We start from the raw sequence: 24,535 nt of genomic DNA, 5'->3' as shown, positions 1-24,535 counted from the left end.
CTGCTGATGAAGGCTACTTTGGCATTCACTCTTGTATGTCTCTTTTGCGGCTTTGAGCACACTACAGCGACAGTCCCTCGCGTCGTGACAATCTCGCTGTATGGACAACGTTTTTCAGCGGTCTTGCCAAATGCCGTAGCAGCACTCTCAATCCAAACCGCAGGTGATGATGCAGCGCTCGAGCGTCACATTCAGGCGTTGCAACTGAGTCTCGCACCGCTGGCAAAACAACTCAAAGAGACTTGCACCACGCTGCGCTGGAACGATTGGCTCTGCGCAAAGCTCGCTCTGATGTTTGCAAAATCAGCCTGGCATGCAGATGCCGAACGCACTGTGGGAGCTTGTGCCTTGCTGCGTGCAATGGGCTACAATGCCACACTCACACTGGCGCAAAATCGCTTGTATCTTGCTACTCAAATCAGCAGACCTATCTACTTTGGCGCAATATTTCGTTTAGCTCAGAGAGGCGAACAAATTTTTGCGCTGCTCGATATAGAAAAAAACACCGTGCTCAGAACGATGCCCAAAGGTGAAATGCAACTTCTGTCAAGTCCTGCAGACGCACAAAACTTGCGAGCACTCTCACTCGAAGAGCCGCTCTTGCCAATTTTCCCAAACAAGCCTATCTCAAAGACGCTGGCATGGAAATTCCAAGAAAAAGAGTTTGCGATATCGGTAACATACAACCAAAATCTCATTGAATATCTTGCAGGCTATCCGCAAATGGAAGTCGGCTGGTATTTCAATCAGCCGCTGACAAGTGCATTCAAAGCTCAGGTCATTGAACCGCTGCAAAAACTCATACGGCAGCAAAATTTAATAGGTACCGCCGCTGTGGATTTTTTGCTACAATTTTGTCTGGCGCGTCCATATCTTGAAGATGGTAAGCAAGCACGCGGTGAGCATTGCAGTTTCGTCGAAGAGTCGCTCTTCGATGCTTATACAGATTGTGAAGACCGCTCGTATTTGTTAGCAGCATTAGTTCGCAGCGTACTGGGCTATGAGGTGATTGGCTTACAATTTCCAAACCATGTGGTGGTAGCCGTCCGCTTACCAGAGAAAATAGAGACAGGCAAAAAAATTATCTTTGAAGGCAAAACTTACACGGTTTGCGATCCATCGTACTTAGGCGGCACTGTAGGCGATATCATTGAACCTTTCATCGCCGCCTCGCCTCAAAGCATCATTAAAATTGATGAGATAAAATTTGTAGATTAGCTCTTTTAACTTCAACTAACTGTTTAGATGCAGATATTTCTCATTGCCTTAGTTGTGATTGCACTCGATCAACTAACGAAATATATTGCTAAAACACAACTTGGCGAAGGCTCTGCACCTGTGCCACTCATTGCCGATTGGCTAAAACTGACCTACACCGAAAATTCAGGTATCGCTTTCGGCATTGATTTGGGCGGACGCGTGGTTGTAACTACACTGTCTATCATTGCCACACTTGGTATTTGCTACTACCTTTACCGCACACAGCGAAAGAATATCTACTATCGTTTGGCATTTGGGCTTATCGTGGGTGGCGCAATCGGCAATTTGATTGATCGAGCACTTTATGGGCAGGTCGTCGACTTCATTCACTTTGACATTTACAATGGGGTTTTGTTTGGTAAGTATGTGTCGCTCTGGCCCATTTTCAATGTTGCTGATGCCGCTATTACGATAGGCGTTGCGGTGATGTTTATTTGGTATCGTCACGTCTTTGAAGATGAGTCAGCAGCGCAGACAAGCGCCGTAGAAAATCCTCCGTCAGTTGAAGCAACACCGAATGCTAACGCTCCAAGTGAGCCAGCAAATCCACAGACCTAAAATCACGCCAAGCCTGCAAGAGCAAATCGTACAGCAATCTCAATAAGAGGCAAACCATAATTGCTCTACACAGCGCGCAAAGTTCCAGCACTGGCTTGCAGGATCTACCTTGAATCCCTAAGTTTGAGGCTCAAAAGAAATAACTTCATTAAATCAACTTGCGCTATCAATGTCTGTTCTCACTGAGATTGCAAAAGGCAATTTGCTCTATGAAGGCAAAGCAAAAAAAGTCTTTTCGACCACAAATCCCGCCCTCGTCATTCAAGAGTTCAAAGATGATGCGACTGCGTTCAATGCAGAAAAGCGTGGTGTCATTGCAGGCAAGGGAATTGTCAACAACGAACTGTCATGCTTTTTCTTTGCATATCTAACGGACTATGGTATTCCAACGCACTTTGTCAGCAAAGTCTCGGAGCGTGAAATGCTCTGCAAAAAGTTAGACATTATCAAAATCGAAGTTGTAACGCGCAACATTGCGGCAGGCTCGCTGGTCAAACGCTATGGCTTGAGAGAAGGTGAAGAGCTGTGCTATCCAATTACCGAATTTTATTTTAAGAATGATGCGCTCGGCGATCCCATGCTCAACGATGATCATGCAACGGTGCTGGGATTAGCAACCTACGAGGAACTAGAAAAACTGCGCCAACTTGCCTCGAAAATCAATGCACTCCTACAAGATTTCTTGCTGCAAAAGCGCTTGAAACTCGTAGACTTTAAGTTAGAGTTTGGTAGGTATTTCACACCTGAGGGTAAAGTCGATATCTTGCTGGGCGATGAAATTAGTCCCGATACCTGTCGGCTTTGGGATGCCGAGACGAACCAAAAACTCGATAAAGACCGCTTTCGGTTTGATCTAGGTGGCGTCGAAGAAGCCTACCAGGAAGTAAGACGGCGCATCTTAGGCTAAGGCACTTTCCGAAATAAGATTTTGAAGCAGATGCTCGAAGAACTTATTGCTTATGTCAAAACGCTGGATAGCACAACGATATACCTTTTCCTGTTTGCGATTGCTTATTTGGAAAATATCATACCACCAATTCCTGGTGATATGCCTGTGGTGTTTGTCGGTACACTGGTCGCCCTAAGCGATTTGTCGTTTGTCGCTTGTGTGCTATGGGCAAGCGTAGGGTCGGTATTAGGGTTTGCGTCTATGTATGCGATAGGCTATTGGATTTCAACGCGCTTTCACGGTGAGCCAAATGCAGCGCTCAATTCGCGCATTGCACGCGTAATTGACAAGTTTTTCCCGGCAGAACACTTACCTGAAATTCGAGCGCAATTTGCAAAATATGGCTATGGGCTCATCTTAGCTAATCGCTTTTTGACAGGCTCACGCTCTATTATCTCAATTTCTGCGGGTATCTCACGGCTCAATTTCACCATAACGCATGTGTGTGCCTTGCTAAGCGCTATCGGTTGGAATATCTTGCTTGTCTTCGGTGGCTACATGCTGGGCGATAACTGGGAAATTTTAGGCGACTACATTACAACCTACGGTACGGCGCTCACGGTAATTGTGCTCGTCTTGGTAGGCATTTTGGTTTATCGCTATCTTCGCAAACTGAGAACTTCGACCGGAAAATCGTTGTAAGTGACAGCGCTGATGAGGCTTAACACTCAATGAACTCCTAATGCGCAACTTGAAACCATGCTCGATTTGCTTTCTCTTGCAGGACTGTCGTATCTGATTGGCTCAATTCCTGTTGCCTTTCTGCTGCTCAAAGCGCTGACCGGCAAAGACATTCGCGCGCTCGGCACAGGCAATGTGGGTGCCATGAACAGTTATGATGTTACAGGCTCAAAGACGATTGGCATTGTGGTTGGCGTCTTAGATGCACTGAAAGGTGTTGCGGCAGTACTCATTGCACAGACGTATTTCAGTGAAGGGTTATCAGGCAAGGCAGCATTAGGACCAAAAATGTGGGCAACATTCTTCGTTACGCTCGGACATTGCTACAACCTATGGCTCGGTTTCAAAGGTGGACGCGGATTAGCAACCGCCGCGGGTGCATCGCTGCTGTTTATGCCTTCTCTTGTGATTGCGTGGCTACTGGTGTGGATCGCGGCATGGTTTTATTCGCGTAAAATCCATTTCTGCAACATTTCAGCAACGGCGTGCGTCATCTTGATTGTGCCACTCTTCGAGCCTGTGGAAGCAATTGTGTTCATTGCTGCGCTTGCAGGACTCATTTTGCTGCGCCACCGCGACGTGATGAAAGAAGCCTTCAAAGGAGGATAGCATGAAAACAATGTTCGGCTTGCTTTTGCTCTCTGTGCTATGCTTACAAAGTGTTGAGACATGCGCGCAAGGAGTTGTAAGACAAAAAAGACAACCCAGCAACGAAGCACTGAAAAAAGTAAGAGACGAAAAAGAAGCAGAAGCAACAGCACAAGTGCTTGCTACAATTGATTCCATGCTCGTGTTGATTGAAGCAGGTGATGTGGAGGCGCTGCTTTCGCGCTATGTTTATCCACCTGATGTTGAGCAAGCCCTATCTGAACAAGTAACTTTCGAAATGCTAGTGCAACGACTCAAAGAAAAAGGCATAGAACGATTGGAAGCGGCTCTCAGAGAAGCAAAAGTAATTAAACCGCAATGGAACGACACTCTCGATAAAGCCTACTTCGAGCGAGAGAGCAAAGATCTCATTTTTGTTCAATATAAAGGGCAGTGGTATTTGCGTAATTGAAAACAGCGAAACCAAAATCGAGAACTACACTAAAAAATACGTATGTACGTTCTAAATTTTGAAGCATACATCATCAAAGCATTACAAATCTCAATCATAAATGTCTGCGGTAACTGAACCACCTGTACTTATCCCCTCGCAGGGCAAAACCACCTCACACCTTGAAAGCATTACAGAACTTGAAGAGCTTGCGCGCCAAATTCGGCGCGATGTGGTGCGTATGTTAGTCATGGCACAGTCGGGGCACACGGGCGGCTCACTGGGTATGGCTGACGTGTTTACTGCACTGTATTTTCATCTCTTGCGCCATAGCCCTGAGACATTTTTGGTCGGGCAAGGATCAAGATTTTGTCTTTCTCTCTAATGGTCATATTTCGCCTGTCTGGTATGCAACGCTTGCTCGTGCAGGCTATTTCCCGCTTGCAGAGCTTGCTACGTTTCGCAAAATCAACTCGCGCTTGCAAGGGCATCCTGCTACGGACACGCACTTGCCCGGCATTCGTATCGCTTCAGGCTCGTTAGGACAGGGGCTCTCGGTGGCAATTGGTGCAGCCTTAGCATTTCGTTTGGACAAAAATCCTTATTTCGTTTATTGTTTGATGGGTGATGGCGAATGTCAAGAGGGGCAAATCTGGGAGGCGGCAATGTTTGCAGCGCATCACAAAGTCGACAATCTTATTGGCATTGTGGATTGCAACAATCAACAAATCGATGGAGAAGTAAGCAAGGTCATGCAAATCGAGCCCTTTGAAGACAAATGGAAAGCCTTCGGCTGGCACACACTGCAATGCGATGGCAACCAGATGGCTGAAGTGATTAAAACCGTCAAAGCGGCACAGGCTTGCTTGGGGCAAGGCAAACCTGTCGTGATTTTAGCAAAAACAGTCATGGGCAAAGGTGTCTCATTCTTTGAAGGCACAATGCCCGATGGCACAAACTGGCACGGCAAGCCACCCTCAAAAGAACTGGGCGAAAAAGCCTTGCTTGAATTGCCGCCAACACGCTTTGCTGATTTTTGATTGATGGCTATAAGTTTGCGATCAAAGCAAAATTACATCAAAAGAATATCGCAAAAGCTGAACATATCATCACACGCTTACAGTGCGCATTATTGCAGGCAAATTTAAGCGGCAAGTTATTCACACCATCCGAGGTGAAGCGGTAAGACCAACAACCGACCGCGTGCGTCAAGCGCTCTTCGACACGTTGGCAGCACGCATGAATTTTGAGGACATAGACGTGCTCGATCTTTTTGCAGGCAGTGGTATTTTGGGCATTGAAGCACTTAGCCGTGGGGCTTTGCGTTGCACATTCGTGGAGCAAAACCGAAAGACGATGCAGGGACTTGCGCAGAGCATAAAATTACTTCAACTCGAAGAGCAAACTCAACTCGTGCAAACCGACGCCTTGCGATTCTTAGAACAAACTACGGCACACTATGACCTCATCTTTGCCGACCCTCCTTACAAATTTGAACACTATCACGAATTGCTGGACAAAATTTTTTCTCGCAATTTACTGGCAGGCTATCTGGCTATGGAGCATCATAAGCGCAAGGATTTTTCGGCACGTGCAGAGTTTCTCTTTTGCAAAGAATTTGGAACAACCGTCGTGAGTTTTTTCTCAGCAAAGCAGACAAGTTGACGCAAACTTGTACCAAAAGCAGTGGTTGAACCTGAACTATAGCATAGTGTCTACAACAGGCGACGCGCAAAGAAGGTGCCTCTAAACTGTTATCATCATGAAACAAGCTATTTATCCGGGGACATTTGACCCATTTACGTTTGGACATATCGATGTACTGGAACGTGCACTTAATATCTTTGACGAAGTGAGCATTGTGGTAGCTGTCAATAGTCAAAAGAAAACACTTTTTACGATTGAAGAGCGTGTGGCGATGATCCAAGAATCCCTTTCAAGTTATGAGCGCGTGCGTGTCGAGAGGTTTGAGGGTGGATTGCTCATTGAGTATGCCAAGCAGCGTGGCGCTTGTGCCATCATTCGTGGGCTAAGACAAGTAGCAGATTTTGAGTATGAGTTTCAGCTTGCGTTGATGAATCGACATTTGTATCCCGGAGTAACAACCGTATTTCTGATGCCAAACGAAAAATATACCTATCTAACCTCTTCAATCATTCGCGAGGTAGCCAGTTTAGGCGGTGATGTTGCTGACTTTGTCCCGCCGCCAGTCCTGCGCGCATTGCAGCACAAGTTTCAGGTTGCAAATACAAAATGAAATGGCACAGGTATTAGCTCTTGCGTTCATCTAACTCGAAAAGATGGCGCACCAAATTGAGCTTGCTTTCAATGCTTTGTGCTGTATCGACGGGCGATTTGAGTGTGTTGATAGGAAAATGCAAAAGTTTCTTCACGATGCGGTCGGCAAGTTGCTCCATCATGGCGTATTGCTCTGGGGAAACTTTGTTTCGAACCCGTTCCAATTCTTGCTGCTTGACCGCCTCGAACTTGGCTTGCAAATCGCGTATCGTTGGGGCAACTTGCAGCGAGTTATGCCATTTTTCAAACTCAATGAGTTCAGCTTCCACAATGCGTGCAACTTTGGGCAGTTCTTGACGGCGCGCATCGATATTTTTTTCAACGATAAGTTTAAGGTCGTCAATATCTTTAAGAAAGACATTATAGAGTGCACCAGCACGCGCATCGATATTGCGCGGCACACCGAGGTCCAAAATCAACATCGGAGCATGACGGCGCTTGTGCATAGCGCTTTCAATATCTTTGGTACAGACAATTTCACCAGTACTGGAGACAGCAGAAATCACAATGTCAAACTCATGCAGACGCTCACGGAAGTAGTCGAAGGTGATGATATTGCTGGTGCCGATTTCGCGTGCTAAGGCTTCAGCATTTTCTGTGGTGCGGTTAGTGATGGTAATGCGGCTAACTTTTTTCTCGCGTAAATGTAGGGCAGCAAGTTCAGCGGTTTCACCAGCGCCGATAAGCAGAATGTGTTTTGAAGAAAGGTCAGAGAAAATTTTGCGCGCCAGTTCAACGGCAGCATAGCTTACAGAAATGGCACCGTCAGTTAATTTTGTTTCCGTTTTGACCCGCTTAGCAACACTGAACGCAGCATGGCAGAGTTTGTTCAAGATCGCACCAGTGGCTTTTTCTTCAGCCGCCAAACGGTAGGCATCTTTAACTTGCCCTAAAATTTGTGCCTCACCCAGAATCATTGAATCGGCACTGCTTGCTACTTCAAAAAAATGCTTGACCGCACCACATGCCCAAAGTGAAAAGAAATGCTCTCGACGCAGCGTCTTGCGTGCCCCCTTATACTCAATGAGAAAGTCTTTGAGATAGTCGGCATTAACCTCGTCAAGCGCAGGTCACAGCGTAGAGTTCAGTGCGGTTGCACGTGGAAAGCAAGAGGGCTTCAGAGAGCAATTTGCCGTCGCAGATTGCACGCAGAAATTTGCGTGTCTCCTCATCCGTGAAAGCGAGGCGCTCGCGCAGTTCAATCGGAGCGGTGTGATGATTGATGCCAACAGCGATAAGATTCATGGACGGAGGTAGGTGCGACGTCATCATACTTCTTGACGTTAGTTAAGACTGTGAAAACGCGGCGAGAACAAATTCAACGCCGTGATAGAAAGAAACGAAAACAAAAAGCCCAGCGTAAGCAAGAGTGCCATGCGTTTGCCCTGCCAGCCTAAACGCTCTCTCAAAAGTAGGCTTATTCCGTAAATCAACCAAACCATAATCAGACCGATAAGTTTTGCATCTCTGAAGCTGAAGCGCCCTTGCGACTCTGGAATCCAGAGCACACCTGCAATGAAGGCAAAAGTGAGAAAGATAAATCCAAACAACACTGCGCGCAGGCTCATGGTTTCAAGCGTTTCAAGGTTAGGTAGGCGTTCGAAAAATGCACCAAACCGATTGACCTGAATTTGGCGAAAGAGCAACATGTAAAGCGAGCTGTAGACACCAGCAATCACAATAGCGCTGTAGCCTAAAATGGCGGCAAGGATGTGAAAAGACAGCAGCGGACTTGTAACGCTCATGTCAGAAGGAATATGCGAAAGCATAAAAAGTGATGAAATCGTCTGAAAAACAAGGGCTGTAAGTGCTATAAATCCGCCTGTGCTGCTTTCGCTTGTCGTGATTTCAATGAAGAGATAGACGACAATCAGAGTCAGGGCGACCGTGGTCATCAATTGATAGACGTTTGCAATTGGCAGCGCATGATAAAAAAGTGTCAGCAAGCAAAGATAGGTGAAGTGTGTGCCAGCCGCGAAAAGGAGCATATATCGCTTGAGGCGCGCCAAGGCGAAATCGCTTTTGAAAAAATCTGCGATGTAAAGCATTGCCGCAATCAGATAGAGCAGTGGCAAAACAAAGTTGATGATAAAAATGCTCTCTATCATTTTACAAGCGGATGGGCATCGGGCATTACAAAGTTGATGTGAACATAAAGTGTATGGTCATACAATTAAATCATCTTAAGGTGCAGATGAAGATGTAATGGTCAGCTTTAAGCGCACTTTGGGCGAGTGATTTTCTAAGAGATAGCCACAGAGCCAATACGTGCCGGCTGGAAGTGCTGCATCAGTTTTAAGATGACGTGGCACAAAAGCAAAAGGATATGAACGGCGCTCATTAATTGGTATGCGAAGAATATTTGCAGAAATCTGATTTGGGACAGTGCGCACAGATATCACTTCGCCGTTTTCCTGCTGAACTTCCAAAGCAAAATGCTGCTGATAGAGAAAGAAAAATGTACGCTCAATTCCAGAATTGTTTCGAATCTCAAAAACACCAGAGATAGTATCACCGATACCGACTTTATCGCGTGCAATACGCAGCGCAAAAACAAGACCGTTTGAAGAGACAGTCGCTTCTGGCTCAGCAAGTGTAGAGGGCGGTTCGCTGGGTCGTTGGCAGCCTATCAAGCAAAGAAAGCAAATGAATAGAACGATGCGCATAGCAAGCATAGTTATAGGTTTATCTTCTTTCTTAGGGCTCAAAAAACTAACCTGAGCCTGTAGGCTAAAAATTCTCTGCTGCGTTTAGAGTCAGTAGCAAAATCTCTCATGAAAAGCATTAGAATATCTAGGCTTAAAACGCTATCTTTGCGCCCAAATTTTAGAAGGAACTCCTAAAAGTTACAAACAAATCGCCGATAAAAAGATATGTCAAAAATACGCCGAGATGATATTCGCAACATCGCTATCATTGCTCACGTTGACCATGGCAAGACAACGCTGGTCGATGCGATTTTGAAACAGACGGGCACATTTCGAGACAATCAACGCGTTGAAGAACGCATTATGGATAGTGATCCGCAAGAGCGTGAGCGTGGCATTACGATTTTTGCTAAAAATGCAGGTTACTTCTACAAAAATCACAAAGTCAACATTGTCGATACGCCTGGACACGCAGATTTCGGTGGCGAAGTAGAGCGCATTTTGAAAATGGTCGATGGCGCGCTGCTTTTGGTCGATGCACTTGAAGGTCCGATGCCACAAACCAAGTTTGTGTTGCGTCGTGCGCTTGAAGCAGGCTTGAAAATTCTTGTCGTAATTAACAAAATTGACCGTCCAAATGCACGACCGCTCCAAGTGATTGATGAAGTCCTTGAGCTCTTCATTCACTTAGGTGCAAATGACGAGCAAATTGATTTCCCCTATATTTTTGCATCGGGTAGAGACGGCTATGCAAAGTATCGCCTTGAAGATGAAAACAAGGACATCACACCGCTCTTGGAGATGATTTTAGAAAAAATCCCTGCACCCGAAGTTGACCCCGATGCACCGTTCCAAATGCTCATTAATTCGCTGGATTACAGCGACTACTTGGGCAAAATTGTGATAGGTAAAATTGCATCAGGTAAGGTCAAAGTGGGCGATCAGCTGGTGGCGCTAGATGGTAAAGGCAAACTTGTGAAAGGCAAGGTGGCAAAGATTTTCCTCTTTGAAAAACTTGGTAAAACTGAAGTGCCAGAGGCAATTGCAGGAGATATTGCCGCTATCACTGGCTTTGAAGAGGCCACGATTGGTGAGACACTCACTGACCCAGATCACCTTGTGCCAATGGAATCGTTTTCAATTACGGAGCCGACCGTCTCTATGTTTTTCTCAGTCAATGATTCACCGTTTGCAGGCAGAGAAGGTAAGTTTGTTACCAGCCGCAATTTGCGTGAGCGGCTCTACAAAGAAGTCATTACGAATGTAGCAATGCGCGTCGAAGACACAGAAAGTGCAGATACTTTCAAGGTGTCAGGTAGAGGTGAGTTGCATCTTTCTGTTCTGATTGAAACCATGCGCCGTGAAGGATATGAACTACAAGTCTCGCGTCCCGAAGTGATTTTGAAAAAAGATGAGAATGGAAAACTCCTCGAGCCTTATGAGAGTGTAACAATTGATGTGCCGCAGGAATATGTTGGTGTCGTAATTGAAAAAATGGGACGACGCAAGGGCGATATGAAAAATATGACCACGCTCGAAGGCGGAATGACACGCTTGGAATTTGAGATTCCAACACGCGGGCTCTTGGGCTTTACGACAGAATTTATGATGGATACGAAAGGAGAGGGCATCCTGACGCATGTCTTCAAGAGTTATGAGCCATACAAGGGTGAAATTAATTCTCGTGCGTCAGGTGCGCTAATTGCAGCCGAGCAAGGCGAAGCAGTTCCGTATGCGTTAGCACAGTTAGATGATCGAGGCACGTTCTTCATTGAAGCCGGCACACCAGTCTATGCAGGCATGATTGTAGGTGAATCTGCACGCGATTTTGATATGGTGGTCAATGTGTGTAAGACAAAGAAACTGACTAACATGCGCGCCTCAGGCTCCGATGAAGCCTTGAAAATTACACCGCCGCGCAAACTCACACTGGAGCAGGCGATGGAATTTATTAACGATGATGAACTGGTAGAAGTAACACCAAAATCAATTCGCTTGCGCAAAAAATTCTAGATGAAAACGTGCGTGCACGTGAAGCCAAGCGCAAGAAGCAAGCCAGTGAAGCAACTGTGTAACTGTCCACTGCCAAGCGCATTTCTTTTACTTTACTTCAAAGTGCTACAGCACTGCCTGCATGCTTTTCTGTTGCAATTTTGTGTAGGCTAGAAAGTTGCGGTTTGAGTAGAAAGTGATATATTAGCCACCAATGTAAAAATGTATATTCTAGAGCAGCAAAGGCGCACGCATTACAAGAACGCATTGCAAAATACAACAAGGAGAGGTGGCCGAGTGGCTTAAGGCGTCGGTTTGCTAAACCGATGTAGTATCGTAAGGTACTACCGGGGGTTCGAATCCCCCCTTCTCCGCAGATAATGATGCCGCAGCGGGGATCAACGACATACATCAGGTTGCATTGCCCCGAAACAAAGTGAGGTATGCCAAAGAAATCTGCGAAAAAAAGTCCATCTCAAGCACGCGTAAAAGCCCCCGCCAGTCGCAAAAAAGAGACGCCAGAGACAAAGCTGGTGTCCAGCGTGTCTAAGAATGAGACAAAACAGTCTGTTAAAGTTGCAAAAAGTCCTTTGCCGCAGTCAAGCGCAAAAAAGAAAAAGAAGAAATCTGCTGCAGAAGGCAAAAAGAGGATTGGCAGACAAAGCCAAAAAGTCAGAGCGGTACGTCCTAAATATGAAACAACCGAATCTGACGTTGATATTTTAGAACATGAACAAGAGCAGCAAATAGACTTTGTGGACGATATTGCGCTCGCAGAAGACCAAGTCGGTACTGAACTCTCAGAGCAAGTTGAAGAAAGTGCGCAAGATGAGCTTGCTGAAGAGATTGCACTGGAGCTCCCCAAGGAACTTGAGCCAAAAAATGAAAAACACTCATCTCGAGAAGAAGATTATGCGCTGATTGATGTGATTCGTGAAGGGGATCGCTACCAGCAAGAGCAAGCATTCAAAAAATTGCTAAGCAAATACCGTGGTCAGATTTATAATCTTATTCTCAAGATTGTGCATAATCCAAATGAAGTAGAAGATTTAGTGCAAGAATCCTTCTCCAAGGCGTTTAACTCCATTGCAAACTTTAATAAGGAATATGCCTTTTCGACGTGGCTTTATCGCATTGCGACCAACAGCAGCATTGATTTTTTGCGCAAACGCCGGTTGAAAACCTTCTCAATTGACAATCCTATCAAAACCAAAGATGATGAATACACGGTCGAGATTCCTGACAGCAGCGAAGAGCCAGAAAAAAATATCATTCAAAGCCAACGTGATAGGCTGGTGCAAGATGCGATTAAGCAGTTGCCGGAAAAGTATCGTACCGTAATTGAAATGCGGCACTTGCAAGAATTAAGCTATGAAGAAATTGCAAAGGAACTGAAGATTCCTTTAGGCACTGTTAAAGCACATATTTTCCGCGCTCGTGAAATGCTCTATAAAATACTACGCGATAAACTGCGCAGTTATTGAATCTCAAGGTCTGTATGACAAAAGCATGCACGAGGCAATGCGCAAAACGACGGAGAGCTAACGCCCGAAGTAAGTCCATGCCAGCGTCAGTGAAAAGAAAACCAACGCGACGCCAAACACACCGTACCACCGGCGATACTCAGCAAAGGAACATGGATAAGCAAGCGGACGAATATACTTGGCAATGTAGAGCATCGTAGCGGCAAACTGCGCAAGGTAAAGCGAGAGTTTAACAATAGTCCAAGTCGACCAGCCAACGAAAAACTGTGCCAGCAAGACACCTGAAATCAAGACGCCGAAGAAAGCGACATCGACGAGTTTGACTTCCAGACGAATGTAGGTGCGCAACAGTTCGGCATCATGTGCGCCAGAAGCCGCATCAGTAAGGCGCGGTTGCAGCGTACGAATTACCAAAGCTGAGGCGGCAACTGCACCAAACCAGAGTGCAAAGCAAACAATATGCAGAAGTAAAAGTAGTGAATACATTAGGGTTTGAATGTTTTAAGGTTAAGCGCCATTTTGTATTTTTGCCCGCAAGTCTGCCGACTAAACCATACAGCAATGCAAGACACCTTTCAAACGCTCCTCAAAAAACTTCCGAAAGAAAAACTGCGTAAAGCCAAAGAGTTTGGATTTTCCGACTTGCAATTTGCTCATCTCTTTGGTGTCTCACAAGCCGACATCCGTCGAGTGCGAGAGTATTACGGCATAAAAGCCGTCTTCAAAACCATTGATACCTGCGCTGCCGAGTTTGATGCGCAAACGCCCTACTATTACTCCTGCTACGAAGAAGAAAATGAATCCAAGCCAAGTAGGAAAAAGAAAATCATCATCTTGGGCGGTGGACCAAACCGCATCGGGCAAGGCATTGAGTTTGATTACTGCTGCGTGCAAGCCGTCTTTGCGCTCAAAGAAGCAGGCTATGAAACTATTATGATTAACTGCAACCCAGAGACGGTGTCAACGGATTATGATGTCGCCGATAAACTCTACTTTGAGCCGCTGACCTTTGAGGATACCATGAACATCATTGAGCATGAAAAGCCTGAAGGGATTATCGTCAGTTTCGGTGGTCAAACGCCACTGCGGCTGTCGACGCAACTTGAAGAAGCTGGTGTGAAAATTTTAGGCACATCCTCAAAAGGCATTGACATCGCAGAAGATCGAGAAAAATTCGGCAAGCTCTTAGATGAACTTAAAATTCCACATCCCGCCTACGGCGTAGCAACAACCTACGAAGAAGCCAAACTGATTACTGAACTCATCGGCTATCCTGTCTTAGTGCGTCCGAGTTATGTCTTGGGTGGCAGAGCCATGCAAATTATTTACAACGATGAGACGCTCAAGCGCTACATTGATCAAGCCTTGCATGTCTCTGATAAATATCCATTGCTCATCGATAAATTTTTGGAGCATGCCGTGGAATATGATGTGGATGCTATCGCCGATGGGAAAGAGTGTATTGTCGCAGGGCTCTTGCAGCATGTGGAAGCAGCAGGTGTGCACAGTGGCGATTCAACATCGATTTTGCCGCCCATTAGCACACCGAAGCACATTATCAAAACGATGAAAGATTACACGCGCAAACTTGCAAAAGCCTTGAAAGTCGTGGGGCTAATGAATGTGCAGTTTGCTGTGCAAGGCGAAGGCAAAGATGCAAAAGTCTTTGTGCTGGAAGTCAATCCGCGAGCAAGTCGAACCGTGCCGTTTGTGGCAAAAGCAACGGGAATGCCGATTGTCAAAGTAGCTTGCCTGCTGATGATTGGCGAAAAGCTCTCTAAGCTCAAGAAGAAATTTGACCTCAAAGATTGCGATGCGCTGAATTTGCCTTACATCTGTATCAAAGAGCCAGTGTTTCCTTTCTCAAAATTTATTAAGTCAGGCGTTTATCTCGGTCCAGAGATGCGCTCTACAGGTGAAGTGATGAGTTTTGCAAAAACCTTTGGCGAAGCCTTCACTAAATCGGCTTTAGCTGCAGGCAGTAAATTGCCGACCAGCGGCACGGTCTTTGTCAGTGTCAATGATGCACACAAAACCACACATACCGCCGAGATTGTGCGACGCTACTACAATCTGGGGTTTGACCTCGTGGCTACGAGCGGCACCGCAGAGTTTTTGCGCAATCACGGTTTGGAGTGTAAAACGGTCTTCAAAGTCGGTGAAGGCAGACCAAACATCTTTGACATTATTCGCTTGGGCAGAGTGCAGTTTGTCATCAATACGCCGCTTGGTGAAAAAGCGCGCTATGACGAAGAAGCCATTGGAACAGCATCGATTCTCTCTGGCGTGCCTTATGCGACAACGATTGAAACTGCTGAAGCAGCTATTGCAGGTATAGAGCAACTGCGCAAAGAAAAGTTCAGCGTCAAAAGCTTGCAAGAGTATTTAAGCTATAAAAACAAGCGCAAGAAAAAATCTTAGGCAAAGTAAATGCGCGCATGCCAAAAATTCACTACAAAGGCAGAGACGTCGTTGCAAAAAAAGGTTAGGTCAGAATTTTTTGGTTGATGAAAACATTGTGCGCAAAATCATTGCACTGGCTGAACTTGAAGCGCAAGATAATGTCGTAGAAATTGGTCCTGGATTTGGCGCACTCACAAAAGAACTTGCAAGCCATCTTCCCACCTTTACAGCAATTGAGGTAGATAAAACCCTGGCGGCATTTATTCGCGCAGAATTTCCGCAAGTAACGCTCATCGAGCAAGATATCTTGAAGACATCGCTCTCGGAACTGGCTGCAGGAAAGAAATTAAAAATCTTGGGCAATATCCCTTACGCCATTACCTCGCCAATTCTGTTCAAACTCATTGAAGAACGTGCAGCAATTCATTCAGCCATCTTGATGCTGCAAGACGAAGTGGCAAAACGACTGTCGGCAAAACCACGCACAAAGGAGTACGGCATTTTAGCGGTTCAACTGCAGGCGTTTGCAGAAGTAGAGTATGGCTTCAAGGTAAAGCGCAGTGTCTTCAAGCCTAAGCCAGAGGTGGATAGTGCCGTGGTGCGGCTGACGATGCGTCATCAGACAGACATTGCGCACGAAACCCTATTCAGAACGCTGGTACGTACAGCATTTCGAATGCGCCGCAAAACCTTAGAGAATAATCTCAAAGAGGTGTTTGAACTCCATGGTGTATCTATGGACTTAAAACGACGAGCCGAAGAATTATCTGTGCAAGAATTTATTGAACTCTCTAAAGCCGTGCAGTGGCGCGCAGATACTCAAGTGGTATGATTGGCGTGCCACATGCCAATAGAGGGGTGAAGTAGCAGTCGGGGTGACAGGACTTGAACCTGCGACCTCTGCGTCCCGAACGCAGCGCTCTACCAGCTGAGCCACACCCCGTTTTGAGGTAAGCGCAAAATTAGGCAAAATTAAGGATGCCCAAAAATTTTTCTAACAAGAAGTTGCGTATTGCTCATGCCTGTGTTCATCAAATGCCCTAATTTTTGTTCTTTTGTAGCAAGATAGCCCTTGTTGATGTCATTGGGGTCTATAACAAGAGGGACGCGTTCGACAACTTCCAAGCCATAGCCTTCCAAGCCAACAATTTTTTTTGGATTGTTGGTCATCAGGCGCATTTTTTTGATGCCCAAGTCAAGCAGGATTTGTGCGCCAATACCGTAGTCGCGTAGGTCGGGCTTAAAGCCTAAGCGCTCATTGGCTTCAACCGTATCCAAGCCTTCATCTTGTAGGTTGTAGGCTTTAAGTTTGTTGATAAGTCCTATGCCACGACCTTCTTGCATCAAATACACTACAGCGCCGCGTCCTTCTTGTTGGATTTTGAGCATGGCGGTAGCAAGTTGTTCGCCGCAGTCGCAGCGCAAGGAGCCGAAAAGGTCGCCGGTGGCGCAAGAAGAGTGCATGCGCAAGAGCACAGGTTCGCCGTTTGCAACATCGCCTTTGACAAGCGCAAGATGATTTTTGTCATCAATCAGCGTTTCATAAGCGATGAGCTTAAACTCGCCGAAGTGTGTGGGCAAACGCACTTCAACAGCACGACGCACCAATTTTCCTTTTGCATGCGATAGGCGACAAGGTCTTTAATAGTGATGAGTTTCAGACCGAGTTTATCACGCAGTTGCAAAAGGTCAGGAACGCGCGCCATGGTGCCATCATCTTTAAGGATTTCGCACAGAATACCAATAGGGCGAAATCCAGCCAGACGCGCTAAATCCACTGCCGCTTCAGTATGTCCAACGCGGCGCAGCACACCGCCATCCATCGCACGCAGCGGAAAAATATGTCCTGGACGCGCAAAATCACTTGGACGTGCAAGCGGATCAGCTAAGTGGCGAATCGTGATGGCGCGGTCGTAAGCAGAAATGCCCGTGGTAACGCCAGCAATCTGAGCATCAACTGAGACGGTAAAGTTGGTCTCATGCATAGAAGTATTGACGCGCGTCATTGGATCGAGCTGAAGTTCTTGCGCACGGCTGGATGTAATTGCAACACACAATAGCCCACGCGCTTCTTTGGTGATGAAGTTTACCATCTCGGGCGTAACATTCTCGGCAGCGGTGATGAAATCACCCTCATTTTCACGGTCTTCATCATCGACAACGATGACGAGCTTGCCGTTGCGAATATCTGCCAGTGCAGATTCAATCGTGTCAAACTGAGGTGCAGACATAGCATTTTGCTGTTAAATGATAACGCTGAGCAAAAGTGCAGTGGCGTTATCGTGTTGATGATACTGAAAAAACAAGATTATGCCATTGTGCGATTCCAAGAAATCAGAGTTACACTCTTTTTTTGAACAAGGTAAAGTTATGCAATTTTCAAGATGCTAAATGCGGCACGCTAAGTGCCAAAAATGGCGCGTCCGATTCGGCAATCCAAGCAGCGTAAGGCATCACAATATGCAGTTTTCAATTCAAGCAAGCCTTGTTCGAGCGCCGCAGATTTAATGCGATACGCTTCGCCTAAGCTTTCGTGCAAAGTTTGCTTTGCAACTTCGCTGGTTAGGGCTTTGGGATACTCGGCATAAAGCGTGCGAACCCGAGACAAGAGATGTGAATTGCCCTCATGTTCAGCATAGAGTGCAAGCACAGGCAAAAGCGTATTGATAACAAGTTCAGTTGCGCGTGTTTTCCCAACAAGTGTTTTGATAGGCTTCAGAGTGCGTGTCCCAAAGCGATAGCGATGTTGCCAGTAATCTGATGCATCTGCAATAAAAAGCTCTTGCAACTGCGCAATACTTCTGGAAGTTGAAACCGATGATGAAAGCACTTGCAGGGCTTGATGTAAAAAACCATGCGCTAAATTTTTAGAGAGAATTTCTGCAAGTCCAGCTATACGCAATGTCGGGAAATTCTGTGGGCGAAGCCGAAAGAAGATCCATACAGGTCTGTCCAGCGGTGCGCGTGTGGCAAAGGGAGTGGTAGCAAAGCGTTGAGAGAGGTCTTGGATGTAGGTAGTGGTCTCTGCGTCATCTGACTGCTGTGGCAAAAGTGAAGACAGCGAAAAGTAAATAGCTTCCAGCATGCGCCGTCGCTCAGCAAAGCTCAAGGTTTTGAGGTAGTCGAGTTCAGAGAAAGAGACGAGGCGAGAGAGGGCTTCAAAGGCGGTTGTGTTCTCACTGTAGCCGAGGGCTCGCATTAAGCCTTGATAGATAAGCTCATCATAGCCTGCCAGTGTGTGTGTAACAAGGGCTTGAGCAAAGCGCTCAACTTTTTTCTTAAAGCGCTGTTCTGAAAGTGTCTGTAGCCACTCAATTTTGAGACGATCATCAATCTTGAGTGCTGTGGGGAAACATGGAATCGTGTGCTGACGATGAAAGGCAGATTCATCTTGAATGCACTTTGCAAGCACGTGGTGAATGGCGTCATTCAAAAAACGGCTTAGCTCTAAAAGGGGAGGCATGTTGGGCAAGCACAAATCGTCTTCAAAAACCGCGTGCAAAATGACATGGTTGTAGCGCGGATTCAAGTGATGTTGATGTTTGAGCCAATCAGATGCACGCGAGTGAATTTCCACAGCGCCAGAGTACTCCATGCCATCGATCAAAATTCGAGCATCAAGAAAATCGGCGCCTTCGTTTGAGTTAAGCCTGCCTGTGGAAAGAATCTGAAGAGGGCGACCGTCGCTAAGCTGCAGAGAATCTAATTGCAAATAAAGGTTTTTCCAGATGTGGCGCACGTATTTCTCAGGAACTTGCATTGCCATCGGCGCGCTGCAGCGATTGAAAAAGTCGGTTCGAACCTGTGCACTATAGATGTGCGGTAGCGTGTATGGGATTCGAACCCATGATTTCCGCCTTGAGAGGGCGCGTCCTAGGCCTCTAGACGAACACGCCAATTTATACTACAAAATTACGCTCATGTCGGCGTTCTTGCAAGTTTGAGCGTTGAGAGACTTGTCTCCATTATAAGATAACAGCCCAGATGCTGAGAGGGCATCGAAGATGCCGACACGAATCATCATCACAGCGATTGCCGCAAGCAGCAGAGACGCAATTTTAGCAATAGCTTTTGCCCCATTTGGACCAATCAGGCGTTCAACCGTGCTTGAGAAATAAAACAGCAAAAAAGCAATAAGAAGATTAAGTATGATGGCCAGCGATGTCATAAGCCAGCCATGTGCTTCGCCAGAGATGAGAATCGTCGTCAGTGAGCCGGGTCCAATGATAAGCGGAATACCAAGAGGTACAACGCCAATGCTGGTAGGGTCAGCAGGCTTTTTGGATTCATCGACGTCGGACGAAGTCAGGTCTTTGACTGCAAGCAAAAGTAAGATGATGCCGCCAGCGATGCGAAAATCCGAGAGCGTGATGCCTAAAAATGCAAAGATGTTTTTGCCGGCAACCATTACGATGAGGGCGATAATCAGCGCGGTCAAAACGGCTTGAATCGTCAGGCGGCGTTTGACTTTTTCGGGTAGAGTTTGTGTAAGGCCGATAAAAAGTGGCAACGTGCCGGGGGCGTCAATAGCAACGAAAAGCGGGATGAAGGTAAGTAAAAACGCCTCGAAAGTGAAGGGATAGGATGAGCCTTCAAGAAGAAAAAAGTCAAGCATTTGCCAGTGCGACTTTTTGCAGATGTTGAAGCATCAATGCATTGAATCGCTCAGGCTGTTCAAGGTTAGGTAAATGCCCAGCTTGGGGAATAATTTCCAGTTGCGCGTTAGGAATGCGCTCAGCAATTGTGCGAACCACTTCAGGCGGTGTCAGTACATCTTCTTCGCCGACAACAACTAGTGTAGGACAACGTATTGCAGAAAGATGCACGCTCGAATCAGGACGGTGAGCCATAGCTTTGAGCTGCTCAATAACTGATGCGACACGATGACGCTCAATGATAACCGAGAGAAAGCCTGCAAGTTCAGGTTCGTTCGCATGTGTGGTATCTCCAAGCATTTTAGGAATCATACGAGCTTTGGCTTCGGAAATGCCGCGCGCTTTCAGCGCCTCGATAAACTCAAAGCGTTTTTCTCGTGCTTCATCTGTATCCGCCTCAGCGCGTGTGTCGCAAAGCATCATGGAAGAAACCATGTGAGGATAGCGACGCTCAAAAGCAAAAGCGTGATAGCCACCCATAGAGACACCAATGAGAGTGACGGACGTGAATCCGAGTTTTGTGACAAGCTCATGCACCGATTCTGCATACTGACGCATGGTCCAATCTGTGCGTGGTTCTGAGCCTTCAATGCCATAAACATTTGGCGCAATCACGCTATACCCAGCCTCTTGGAGCACGCCAAGCTGCGGGCGCCACATTTCACTTGAGAGTGGAAAAGCATGAAGCAAGACAACCACATGGTCACTTTGGCGATGAGGTTTTTCAAGATGATGACCAAGAAACGACAACATAAGATTAATAAAAGTTTTGAGTGATGGCTTTTCAACGATTCAGTTAGGGTGATTGCTTCGGTGCGTTTTGGCATCGCGCAAAATCGAGTTTGCTTCACGCAAAAGGCGTTCGGCTTCAGTTTTGGCAGCGCGCACGATGTCTTCAGCACGTTGTTTGGCTTCGTTTTCAATATCAGCGGGCGGCTCTACACCTTCTTTCGGTGGAATCGTGTTGGGAACAGGTATCTCACGCACTGGCATCATTTCAGCGATTGGGCTCTCTTGCAGGCTTTCATCTAAGCGACGAAAGAGTGCGCGACGCATATCTTCACCACGACGCGGCGCAAAGAGCATGCCTAACGCCGTGCCAATTGCGGCACCCAGCAGCGTACCAATAAAGAGACCTTTGTAATAGTTATCCTTTTGCATAGCCATAAAAAAGTAGAGTTAATTGAAGTAACTAATTGGTTGCAGATTGTGACTGCGACACAGCTTTGTAGCCCATGGATTCAATTGTTGCAATCAAATCTTTTTCACTAACTTTTGAGGCATCGAATTCAATGATAGCGCACTTGTTGGCAGTGCTGGCTTCAACCGACTTGACCCCTTCTAGTTTTACAAGTTTAGTCTGAATAGACTCTTCACAACTTGAGCAGACCATACCGTCGATAGCAAAGTTCACTTTTTGAATTTTGGCTTGAGGAGGCTCGGCTTTTTGTGCACCGCAACCCATCACAACAAGTGAAAGCAGGAAAGAAAAGAGAAGTGTACGCATATGAACTCCTAGGTTTAGCGTTGAAAGTATAAGCACAAATTTACTTTTTTTGTTTGAACTTTCCAGTTTTTTTCTCTGTGAGTTCCTCAAGACTCTCAATGACAGCATCGTGCAGCTGGCGACGCACTGCGCGGATTTTGTTGTTTGCAGAAGTTGGATAGACACGATTTGTCAGGAAGACCACGCAGAGATTGCGTGTAGGATCGACCCAGACACTTGTGCCAGTAAAGCCAAGATGCCCATAGCTTTGCATTGAAAAGTATTTGCCAGTTGAGGCTTTCTCGCCAGCATCACGCACATCCCAGCCTAAGGCGCGCACGCGGTGCACACTGTCGCGCGTCGTGAAAAGCTGCACTGTCTCAGGCTTAATAAAAGTTTTGCCATAAAGTGAGCCGCCGTGCATAAGCATCTTCATGATGGTCAAAATGTCTGAAGCCGTTGAGAAAAGTCCAGCGTGTCCAGCAACACCACCAAAAAGTGCAGAAGTTGGATCATGCACAAGTGGACGCTTGAAAGAGAGTTTCCATGTACAATCAATTTCAGTGGGGGCAATACGGTAGAGCACGCTGTCAGGTGGGTTGAAGAATGTGTTTTGCAAGCCAAGTGGACGCACAAATGTTTCATGGAAATACTCATCTAATCGCTTGTGCGTGATACGCCGAACGATTTCACCTAACAAAATGAAGTTGAGGTCGCTGTAGATTGTGCTATCGCCAGTGCGTCTGATGAGTGTATCGTTAAAGATGTGTTTGAGTGCTGAGTCGGCGTTAGGGCAGAATTGGCTGTATCGGCGGAAGGCAATTAAGCCTGAATCGTGAATCAAGAGATTACGCAGCAGAATATGCTCTTTACCATGGTTTGCAAATTCAGGAATAAACTTTGCAACAGGATCAGTAAGTGAGAGTTGACCGTCATCGTAAAGGCGCATCACACATAAGGTCGTGGCTAATACTTTTGTCACAGAGGCAAGGTCATAAATCGTATTGGTATCAGTACGTGCGGAAAGTGTATCGTAAGTGAGATGCCCAAAGGCTTCATGGAAGACAAGGCGGTCGTTTTGCATCACGGCTACAACTGCAGAAGGGAAGGCACTGTCTTTGATAGCATCACTAATCACGCGGCGCACTTTTTCAAAGGATTTTGGCGGAGCACTTAGCGGCGCTGCAGCCATACTGAACAGTGCAACAAGTAAGATAAGAACGCTAGCGGAGATGAAGGCAGGCATATTTGAGCAAACACTATGAGATTTAATAATGACTTTACAATTGGTTTGTAGATTCGCTGGCAAAACGCGGCCCTACAAAACTACACATATCTTTATCCATGACGAAATATCTGCTCATTGTACTTACACTGTGCTTGTGCTCGCAAGCTACATTTGCTCAAGTCGATTCTTCTCTCTTTCAAGGTCTGAGCTTAGAAGATTTACAAAACCTGCAGGTTGTCTCGGTAACACGCTCAGCGCAAAAGTCCAGCGATGCGCCTGCTACGGTGCGCATCATTACAGCAGAGCAGATTCGTTTGCGTGCCTATCAATCGCTCTTAGATGTTTTGATGGATCAGCCAGACTACAAAATCGAGACCAACAACGACCCACGCTGGCAACACGATGTGCAAGTGCGCGGCGTTTTTGGAATGGATAAATTCATCATTCTGCTCGACGGTGTGCGCATCTCCTCGCCAACGAACGACATCATTCCCGTGATGGAAAATTACCCAGTGCATCTGGCTAAGCAAATTGAAATCGTCTATGGTCCGGCATCGGCGGTCTATGGTGCAGACGCGCTCTCAGGTGTCATTAACATCGTAACACGCAAAGCAGAAGGTAGCTTTTTGACCGGTTCAGCACAAGGTGGAATGTTTAACACCTACATCGGCAACCTGTCTGCAGGCACAAAGCTCGGTGAAATTGCTAACTTTTCTATTTCGGCGCAGTATTTCTATGACCAGCAACCTCTGCTTGATGCAGTTAAAAATTTTCGCGTCGGTAATGAGGGCATTGAAGATTTTTTGCGCAACAACCGCTTCCCAACTGACTTAGGATTTCCACAGAGTTCGACGCAGCCCCTTTCTACAAACATTGAGTTTCCACTCTCGGCTTATGCGCTGCATGCGACACTGGAGATTGGTGAGCCAAGTAATAATGTGCGCCTTAATTTTTTCCGAAACAGTTCATTTAACCCATCTACGACCGCAAATCGCCCAAACAACGCGGTCTACAACCGCGATTCTTTCTTCGGACATAACATCACGATGGCAAATGTAACAGCAACTGAATATCTGACCAACAACTTGGTAAATACAGGATTTTTGATTTATAGCCAGTATGATTTGGATAACCGCACGAACTTTCGCAATGCCTACACGGGCATGAACACCGCGTATCTTTTTCACATGGGCGCATGTTCAAAGTAGAAGATCTCCTCTCATGGACAGCCAGCAATGAACTGACACTTTCAGGCGGCATCACCTACGAAGACTTTTTTGCGATTCCACGCGGACACGATTTACAAGCACCTTACAGCGGTAAGCTCGATGAGCAGCCTGTTATCGTGAACAGCATTGGGCTACCGGGTGCTCCAAATGGTGTACCAGCACGAATCTTTCGTGTTAGTTATCAAAACTTCGGCGGTTTTGTCAATATTCAGTATGCACCAATTTCATCACTCATTTTTACACTCGGTACACGGCTCGATAGAGACTCTCGCTTTGATTTGATTATAAGTCCGCGTTTAGGTATCGTCTTCCGCCCCACGGAACGCTTGACCTTCAAAGCCCTGTATGGACAAGCCTTTCTTGCGCCGTCGCCCCTTTCAGCCTACGATGAGTTTGGCACCTTCTTCAATGCGGGTGGAGCGACCATTTCTGCGTTCTTCCGTCTTGCAAATCCGAACTTGGGACCGCAGCGGATTCAAACGTTTGAAGGCAGTGCACGTCTTGGTATTACCAGCGACTTGAGCATTACACTGAACGGCTACTACAACTTGCTCAATGGTCTATTTAGCCAAGTAGCTGCTGTACCAAGCGAACTCTATGAAGGCAATCCCAACACACCAAGTCC

22 protein-coding genes, 3 tRNA genes and 4 pseudogenes are annotated in these 24,535 nt (G+C 46.4%); 16 read left to right on the top strand and 13 right to left on the bottom strand.

Going from position 1 to position 24,535, the window contains the following annotated elements; all coding sequences use genetic code 11:
• Window positions 1-6: 6 nt before the first annotated feature.
• The 9 genes and pseudogenes from CMR00_10075 to CMR00_10035 all read left to right on the top strand — a co-directional run bounded on the left by CMR00_10075 (window position 7) and on the right by CMR00_10035 (window position 6,744).
• Window positions 7-1,218, top strand: a complete 1,212-nt coding sequence (locus CMR00_10075) for a hypothetical protein (GenBank protein ID PIO47510.1) — start codon at window positions 7-9, stop codon at window positions 1,216-1,218.
• Window positions 1,219-1,245: 27 nt separating this feature from the next.
• Window positions 1,246-1,818 (top strand): signal peptidase II, encoded by a 573-nt coding sequence (gene lspA / locus CMR00_10070; GenBank protein PIO47509.1) that lies wholly within the window; start codon window positions 1,246-1,248, stop codon window positions 1,816-1,818.
• Window positions 1,819-2,005: 187 nt separating this feature from the next.
• Window positions 2,006-2,725, top strand: a complete 720-nt coding sequence (locus CMR00_10065) for a phosphoribosylaminoimidazolesuccinocarboxamide synthase (protein PIO47516.1) — start codon at window positions 2,006-2,008, stop codon at window positions 2,723-2,725.
• A 30-nt stretch (window positions 2,726-2,755) separates the two neighbouring features.
• A complete protein-coding gene (locus tag CMR00_10060) occupies window positions 2,756-3,409 on the top strand; it encodes a hypothetical protein (GenBank protein ID PIO47508.1) in 654 nt (217 codons plus the stop codon).
• 57 nt (window positions 3,410-3,466) lie between these two features.
• The gene (locus CMR00_10055; protein ID PIO47507.1) at window positions 3,467-4,057 is read left to right on the top strand and encodes a hypothetical protein; all 591 of its coding nucleotides are present in this window, start codon (window positions 3,467-3,469) and stop codon (window positions 4,055-4,057) included.
• A gap of 1 nt (window position 4,058) precedes the next feature.
• Complete coding sequence (locus CMR00_10050) at window positions 4,059-4,508, top strand: hypothetical protein (GenBank protein PIO47506.1); 450 nt, start codon at window positions 4,059-4,061, stop codon at window positions 4,506-4,508.
• A gap of 100 nt (window positions 4,509-4,608) precedes the next feature.
• Window positions 4,609-5,527, top strand: a pseudogene (locus CMR00_10045) (transketolase).
• Window positions 5,528-5,609: 82 nt separating this feature from the next.
• Window positions 5,610-6,152: a 16S rRNA (guanine(966)-N(2))-methyltransferase RsmD gene (gene rsmD, locus CMR00_10040; protein ID PIO47505.1), complete on the top strand. Its 543-nt coding sequence runs from the start codon at window positions 5,610-5,612 to the stop codon at window positions 6,150-6,152.
• Window positions 6,153-6,246: 94 nt separating this feature from the next.
• On the top strand, window positions 6,247-6,744 hold the full coding sequence (locus CMR00_10035) for a pantetheine-phosphate adenylyltransferase (protein PIO47504.1): 498 nt from the start codon (window positions 6,247-6,249) through the stop codon (window positions 6,742-6,744).
• Between the two features lie 13 nt (window positions 6,745-6,757).
• Here CMR00_10035 and CMR00_10030 read toward each other — a convergent pair.
• The 3 genes and pseudogenes from CMR00_10030 to CMR00_10020 form a co-directional block, all read right to left on the bottom strand.
• A pseudogene (locus CMR00_10030) lies at window positions 6,758-8,030 on the bottom strand (glutamyl-tRNA reductase).
• Window positions 8,031-8,068: 38 nt separating this feature from the next.
• Window positions 8,069-8,893: a cytochrome C biogenesis protein gene (locus tag CMR00_10025; GenBank protein PIO47503.1), complete on the bottom strand. Its 825-nt coding sequence runs from the start codon at window positions 8,891-8,893 to the stop codon at window positions 8,069-8,071.
• A 75-nt stretch (window positions 8,894-8,968) separates the two neighbouring features.
• Window positions 8,969-9,460, bottom strand: a complete 492-nt coding sequence (locus tag CMR00_10020; protein ID PIO47502.1) for a hypothetical protein — start codon at window positions 9,458-9,460, stop codon at window positions 8,969-8,971.
• Window positions 9,461-9,658: 198 nt separating this feature from the next.
• Here CMR00_10020 and typA point away from each other — a divergent pair.
• The 3 genes and pseudogenes from typA to CMR00_10005 all read left to right on the top strand — a co-directional run bounded on the left by typA (window position 9,659) and on the right by CMR00_10005 (window position 12,909).
• A pseudogene (typA, locus tag CMR00_10015) lies at window positions 9,659-11,508 on the top strand (translational GTPase TypA).
• 200 nt (window positions 11,509-11,708) lie between these two features.
• Window positions 11,709-11,799: transfer RNA gene (locus CMR00_10010), tRNA-Ser, on the top strand.
• A gap of 69 nt (window positions 11,800-11,868) precedes the next feature.
• Window positions 11,869-12,909 carry a hypothetical protein gene (locus tag CMR00_10005; GenBank protein PIO47501.1) on the top strand — a complete coding sequence of 347 codons (1,041 nt, stop codon included), beginning with the start codon at window positions 11,869-11,871 and terminating at the stop codon, window positions 12,907-12,909.
• Between the two features lie 57 nt (window positions 12,910-12,966).
• On the opposite strand, the gene CMR00_10000 is transcribed toward CMR00_10005, so the two are convergent.
• Window positions 12,967-13,395: a hypothetical protein gene (locus tag CMR00_10000; GenBank protein ID PIO47500.1), complete on the bottom strand. Its 429-nt coding sequence runs from the start codon at window positions 13,393-13,395 to the stop codon at window positions 12,967-12,969.
• A 75-nt stretch (window positions 13,396-13,470) separates the two neighbouring features.
• On the opposite strand from CMR00_10000, the gene CMR00_09995 reads away from it, so the two are divergent.
• Together CMR00_09995 and CMR00_09990 are read left to right on the top strand one after the other, a co-directional pair.
• Window positions 13,471-15,330 carry a carbamoyl-phosphate synthase large subunit gene (locus CMR00_09995; protein PIO47499.1) on the top strand — a complete coding sequence of 620 codons (1,860 nt, stop codon included), beginning with the start codon at window positions 13,471-13,473 and terminating at the stop codon, window positions 15,328-15,330.
• Window positions 15,302-16,144: a ribosomal RNA small subunit methyltransferase A gene (locus CMR00_09990; GenBank protein PIO47498.1), complete on the top strand. Its 843-nt coding sequence runs from the start codon at window positions 15,302-15,304 to the stop codon at window positions 16,142-16,144. The genes CMR00_09995 and CMR00_09990 overlap by 29 nt, the downstream gene beginning before the upstream one ends.
• A gap of 38 nt (window positions 16,145-16,182) precedes the next feature.
• Here CMR00_09990 and CMR00_09985 read toward each other — a convergent pair.
• The 9 genes and pseudogenes from CMR00_09985 to CMR00_09945 form a co-directional block, all read right to left on the bottom strand.
• Window positions 16,183-16,255: transfer RNA gene (locus CMR00_09985), tRNA-Pro, on the bottom strand.
• Window positions 16,256-16,284: 29 nt separating this feature from the next.
• Window positions 16,285-17,543, bottom strand: a pseudogene (locus CMR00_09980) (bifunctional 3,4-dihydroxy-2-butanone-4-phosphate synthase/GTP cyclohydrolase II).
• A 170-nt stretch (window positions 17,544-17,713) separates the two neighbouring features.
• Window positions 17,714-19,078, bottom strand: coding sequence for a hypothetical protein (locus tag CMR00_09975; GenBank protein ID PIO47497.1), 1,365 nt, complete (start codon window positions 19,076-19,078; stop codon window positions 17,714-17,716).
• A gap of 54 nt (window positions 19,079-19,132) precedes the next feature.
• Window positions 19,133-19,208, bottom strand: a tRNA-Glu gene (locus CMR00_09970).
• 8 nt (window positions 19,209-19,216) lie between these two features.
• Entirely contained in the window at window positions 19,217-19,927 is a 711-nt protein-coding gene (locus CMR00_09965; GenBank protein ID PIO47496.1) for an antibiotic resistance protein MarC, read from the bottom strand.
• The gene (locus tag CMR00_09960; GenBank protein PIO47495.1) at window positions 19,920-20,720 is read right to left on the bottom strand and encodes an alpha/beta hydrolase; all 801 of its coding nucleotides are present in this window, start codon (window positions 20,718-20,720) and stop codon (window positions 19,920-19,922) included. Before CMR00_09960 ends, CMR00_09965 begins: the two co-directional genes overlap by 8 nt.
• 39 nt (window positions 20,721-20,759) lie before the next feature.
• Entirely contained in the window at window positions 20,760-21,134 is a 375-nt protein-coding gene (locus tag CMR00_09955; GenBank protein PIO47494.1) for a hypothetical protein, read from the bottom strand.
• Window positions 21,135-21,159: 25 nt separating this feature from the next.
• Window positions 21,160-21,582, bottom strand: coding sequence for a hypothetical protein (locus CMR00_09950; protein PIO47493.1), 423 nt, complete (start codon window positions 21,580-21,582; stop codon window positions 21,160-21,162).
• Complete coding sequence (locus tag CMR00_09945) at window positions 21,515-22,699, bottom strand: serine hydrolase (protein ID PIO47492.1); 1,185 nt, start codon at window positions 22,697-22,699, stop codon at window positions 21,515-21,517. Before CMR00_09945 ends, CMR00_09950 begins: the two co-directional genes overlap by 68 nt.
• Before the next feature lie 98 nt (window positions 22,700-22,797).
• Here CMR00_09945 and CMR00_09940 point away from each other — a divergent pair, with 98 nt between their 5' ends.
• Both CMR00_09940 and CMR00_09935 read left to right on the top strand, forming a co-directional pair.
• Complete coding sequence (locus tag CMR00_09940) at window positions 22,798-23,889, top strand: hypothetical protein (protein PIO47491.1); 1,092 nt, start codon at window positions 22,798-22,800, stop codon at window positions 23,887-23,889.
• Window positions 23,877-24,535, top strand: a 659-nt coding sequence (locus CMR00_09935) for a hypothetical protein (GenBank protein ID PIO47490.1), incomplete at its 3' end; no start/stop codon positions are given. The genes CMR00_09940 and CMR00_09935, both read left to right, overlap by 13 nt.

It is taken from the genome of [Chlorobium] sp. 445 (assembly GCA_002763895.1).
Lineage (GTDB): Bacteria > Bacteroidota > Chlorobiia > Chlorobiales > Thermochlorobacteraceae > Thermochlorobacter.
Note: the sequence above shows the minus strand (reverse complement) of the source record. Positions and strands in the feature narration are given on the sequence as shown.

What these genes read in the sequence shown, in the direction of transcription:
- CMR00_10075 (PIO47510.1), top strand. Translation starts at nt 7, where the DNA reads ATGAAGGCTACTTTGGCATTCACTCTTGTATGTCTCTTTTGCGGCTTT.
- lspA (PIO47509.1), top strand. Translation starts at nt 1,246, where the DNA reads ATGCAGATATTTCTCATTGCCTTAGTTGTGATTGCACTCGATCAACTA.
- CMR00_10060 (PIO47508.1), top strand. Translation starts at nt 2,756, where the DNA reads ATGCTCGAAGAACTTATTGCTTATGTCAAAACGCTGGATAGCACAACG.
- CMR00_10055 (PIO47507.1), top strand. Translation starts at nt 3,467, where the DNA reads ATGCTCGATTTGCTTTCTCTTGCAGGACTGTCGTATCTGATTGGCTCA.
- CMR00_10050 (PIO47506.1), top strand. Translation starts at nt 4,059, where the DNA reads ATGAAAACAATGTTCGGCTTGCTTTTGCTCTCTGTGCTATGCTTACAA.
- CMR00_10025 (PIO47503.1), bottom strand. Translation starts at nt 8,893, where the DNA reads ATGATAGAGAGCATTTTTATCATCAACTTTGTTTTGCCACTGCTCTAT.
- CMR00_10020 (PIO47502.1), bottom strand. Translation starts at nt 9,460, where the DNA reads ATGCTTGCTATGCGCATCGTTCTATTCATTTGCTTTCTTTGCTTGATA.
- CMR00_10005 (PIO47501.1), top strand. Translation starts at nt 11,869, where the DNA reads ATGCCAAAGAAATCTGCGAAAAAAAGTCCATCTCAAGCACGCGTAAAA.
- CMR00_10000 (PIO47500.1), bottom strand. Translation starts at nt 13,395, where the DNA reads ATGTATTCACTACTTTTACTTCTGCATATTGTTTGCTTTGCACTCTGG.
- CMR00_09995 (PIO47499.1), top strand. Translation starts at nt 13,471, where the DNA reads ATGCAAGACACCTTTCAAACGCTCCTCAAAAAACTTCCGAAAGAAAAA.
- CMR00_09975 (PIO47497.1), bottom strand. Translation starts at nt 19,078, where the DNA reads ATGGCAATGCAAGTTCCTGAGAAATACGTGCGCCACATCTGGAAAAAC.
- CMR00_09965 (PIO47496.1), bottom strand. Translation starts at nt 19,927, where the DNA reads ATGCTTGACTTTTTTCTTCTTGAAGGCTCATCCTATCCCTTCACTTTC.
- CMR00_09960 (PIO47495.1), bottom strand. Translation starts at nt 20,720, where the DNA reads ATGTTGTCGTTTCTTGGTCATCATCTTGAAAAACCTCATCGCCAAAGT.
- CMR00_09955 (PIO47494.1), bottom strand. Translation starts at nt 21,134, where the DNA reads ATGGCTATGCAAAAGGATAACTATTACAAAGGTCTCTTTATTGGTACG.
- CMR00_09950 (PIO47493.1), bottom strand. Translation starts at nt 21,582, where the DNA reads ATGCTGTCATTGAGAGTCTTGAGGAACTCACAGAGAAAAAAACTGGAA.
- CMR00_09945 (PIO47492.1), bottom strand. Translation starts at nt 22,699, where the DNA reads ATGCCTGCCTTCATCTCCGCTAGCGTTCTTATCTTACTTGTTGCACTG.
- CMR00_09940 (PIO47491.1), top strand. Translation starts at nt 22,798, where the DNA reads ATGACGAAATATCTGCTCATTGTACTTACACTGTGCTTGTGCTCGCAA.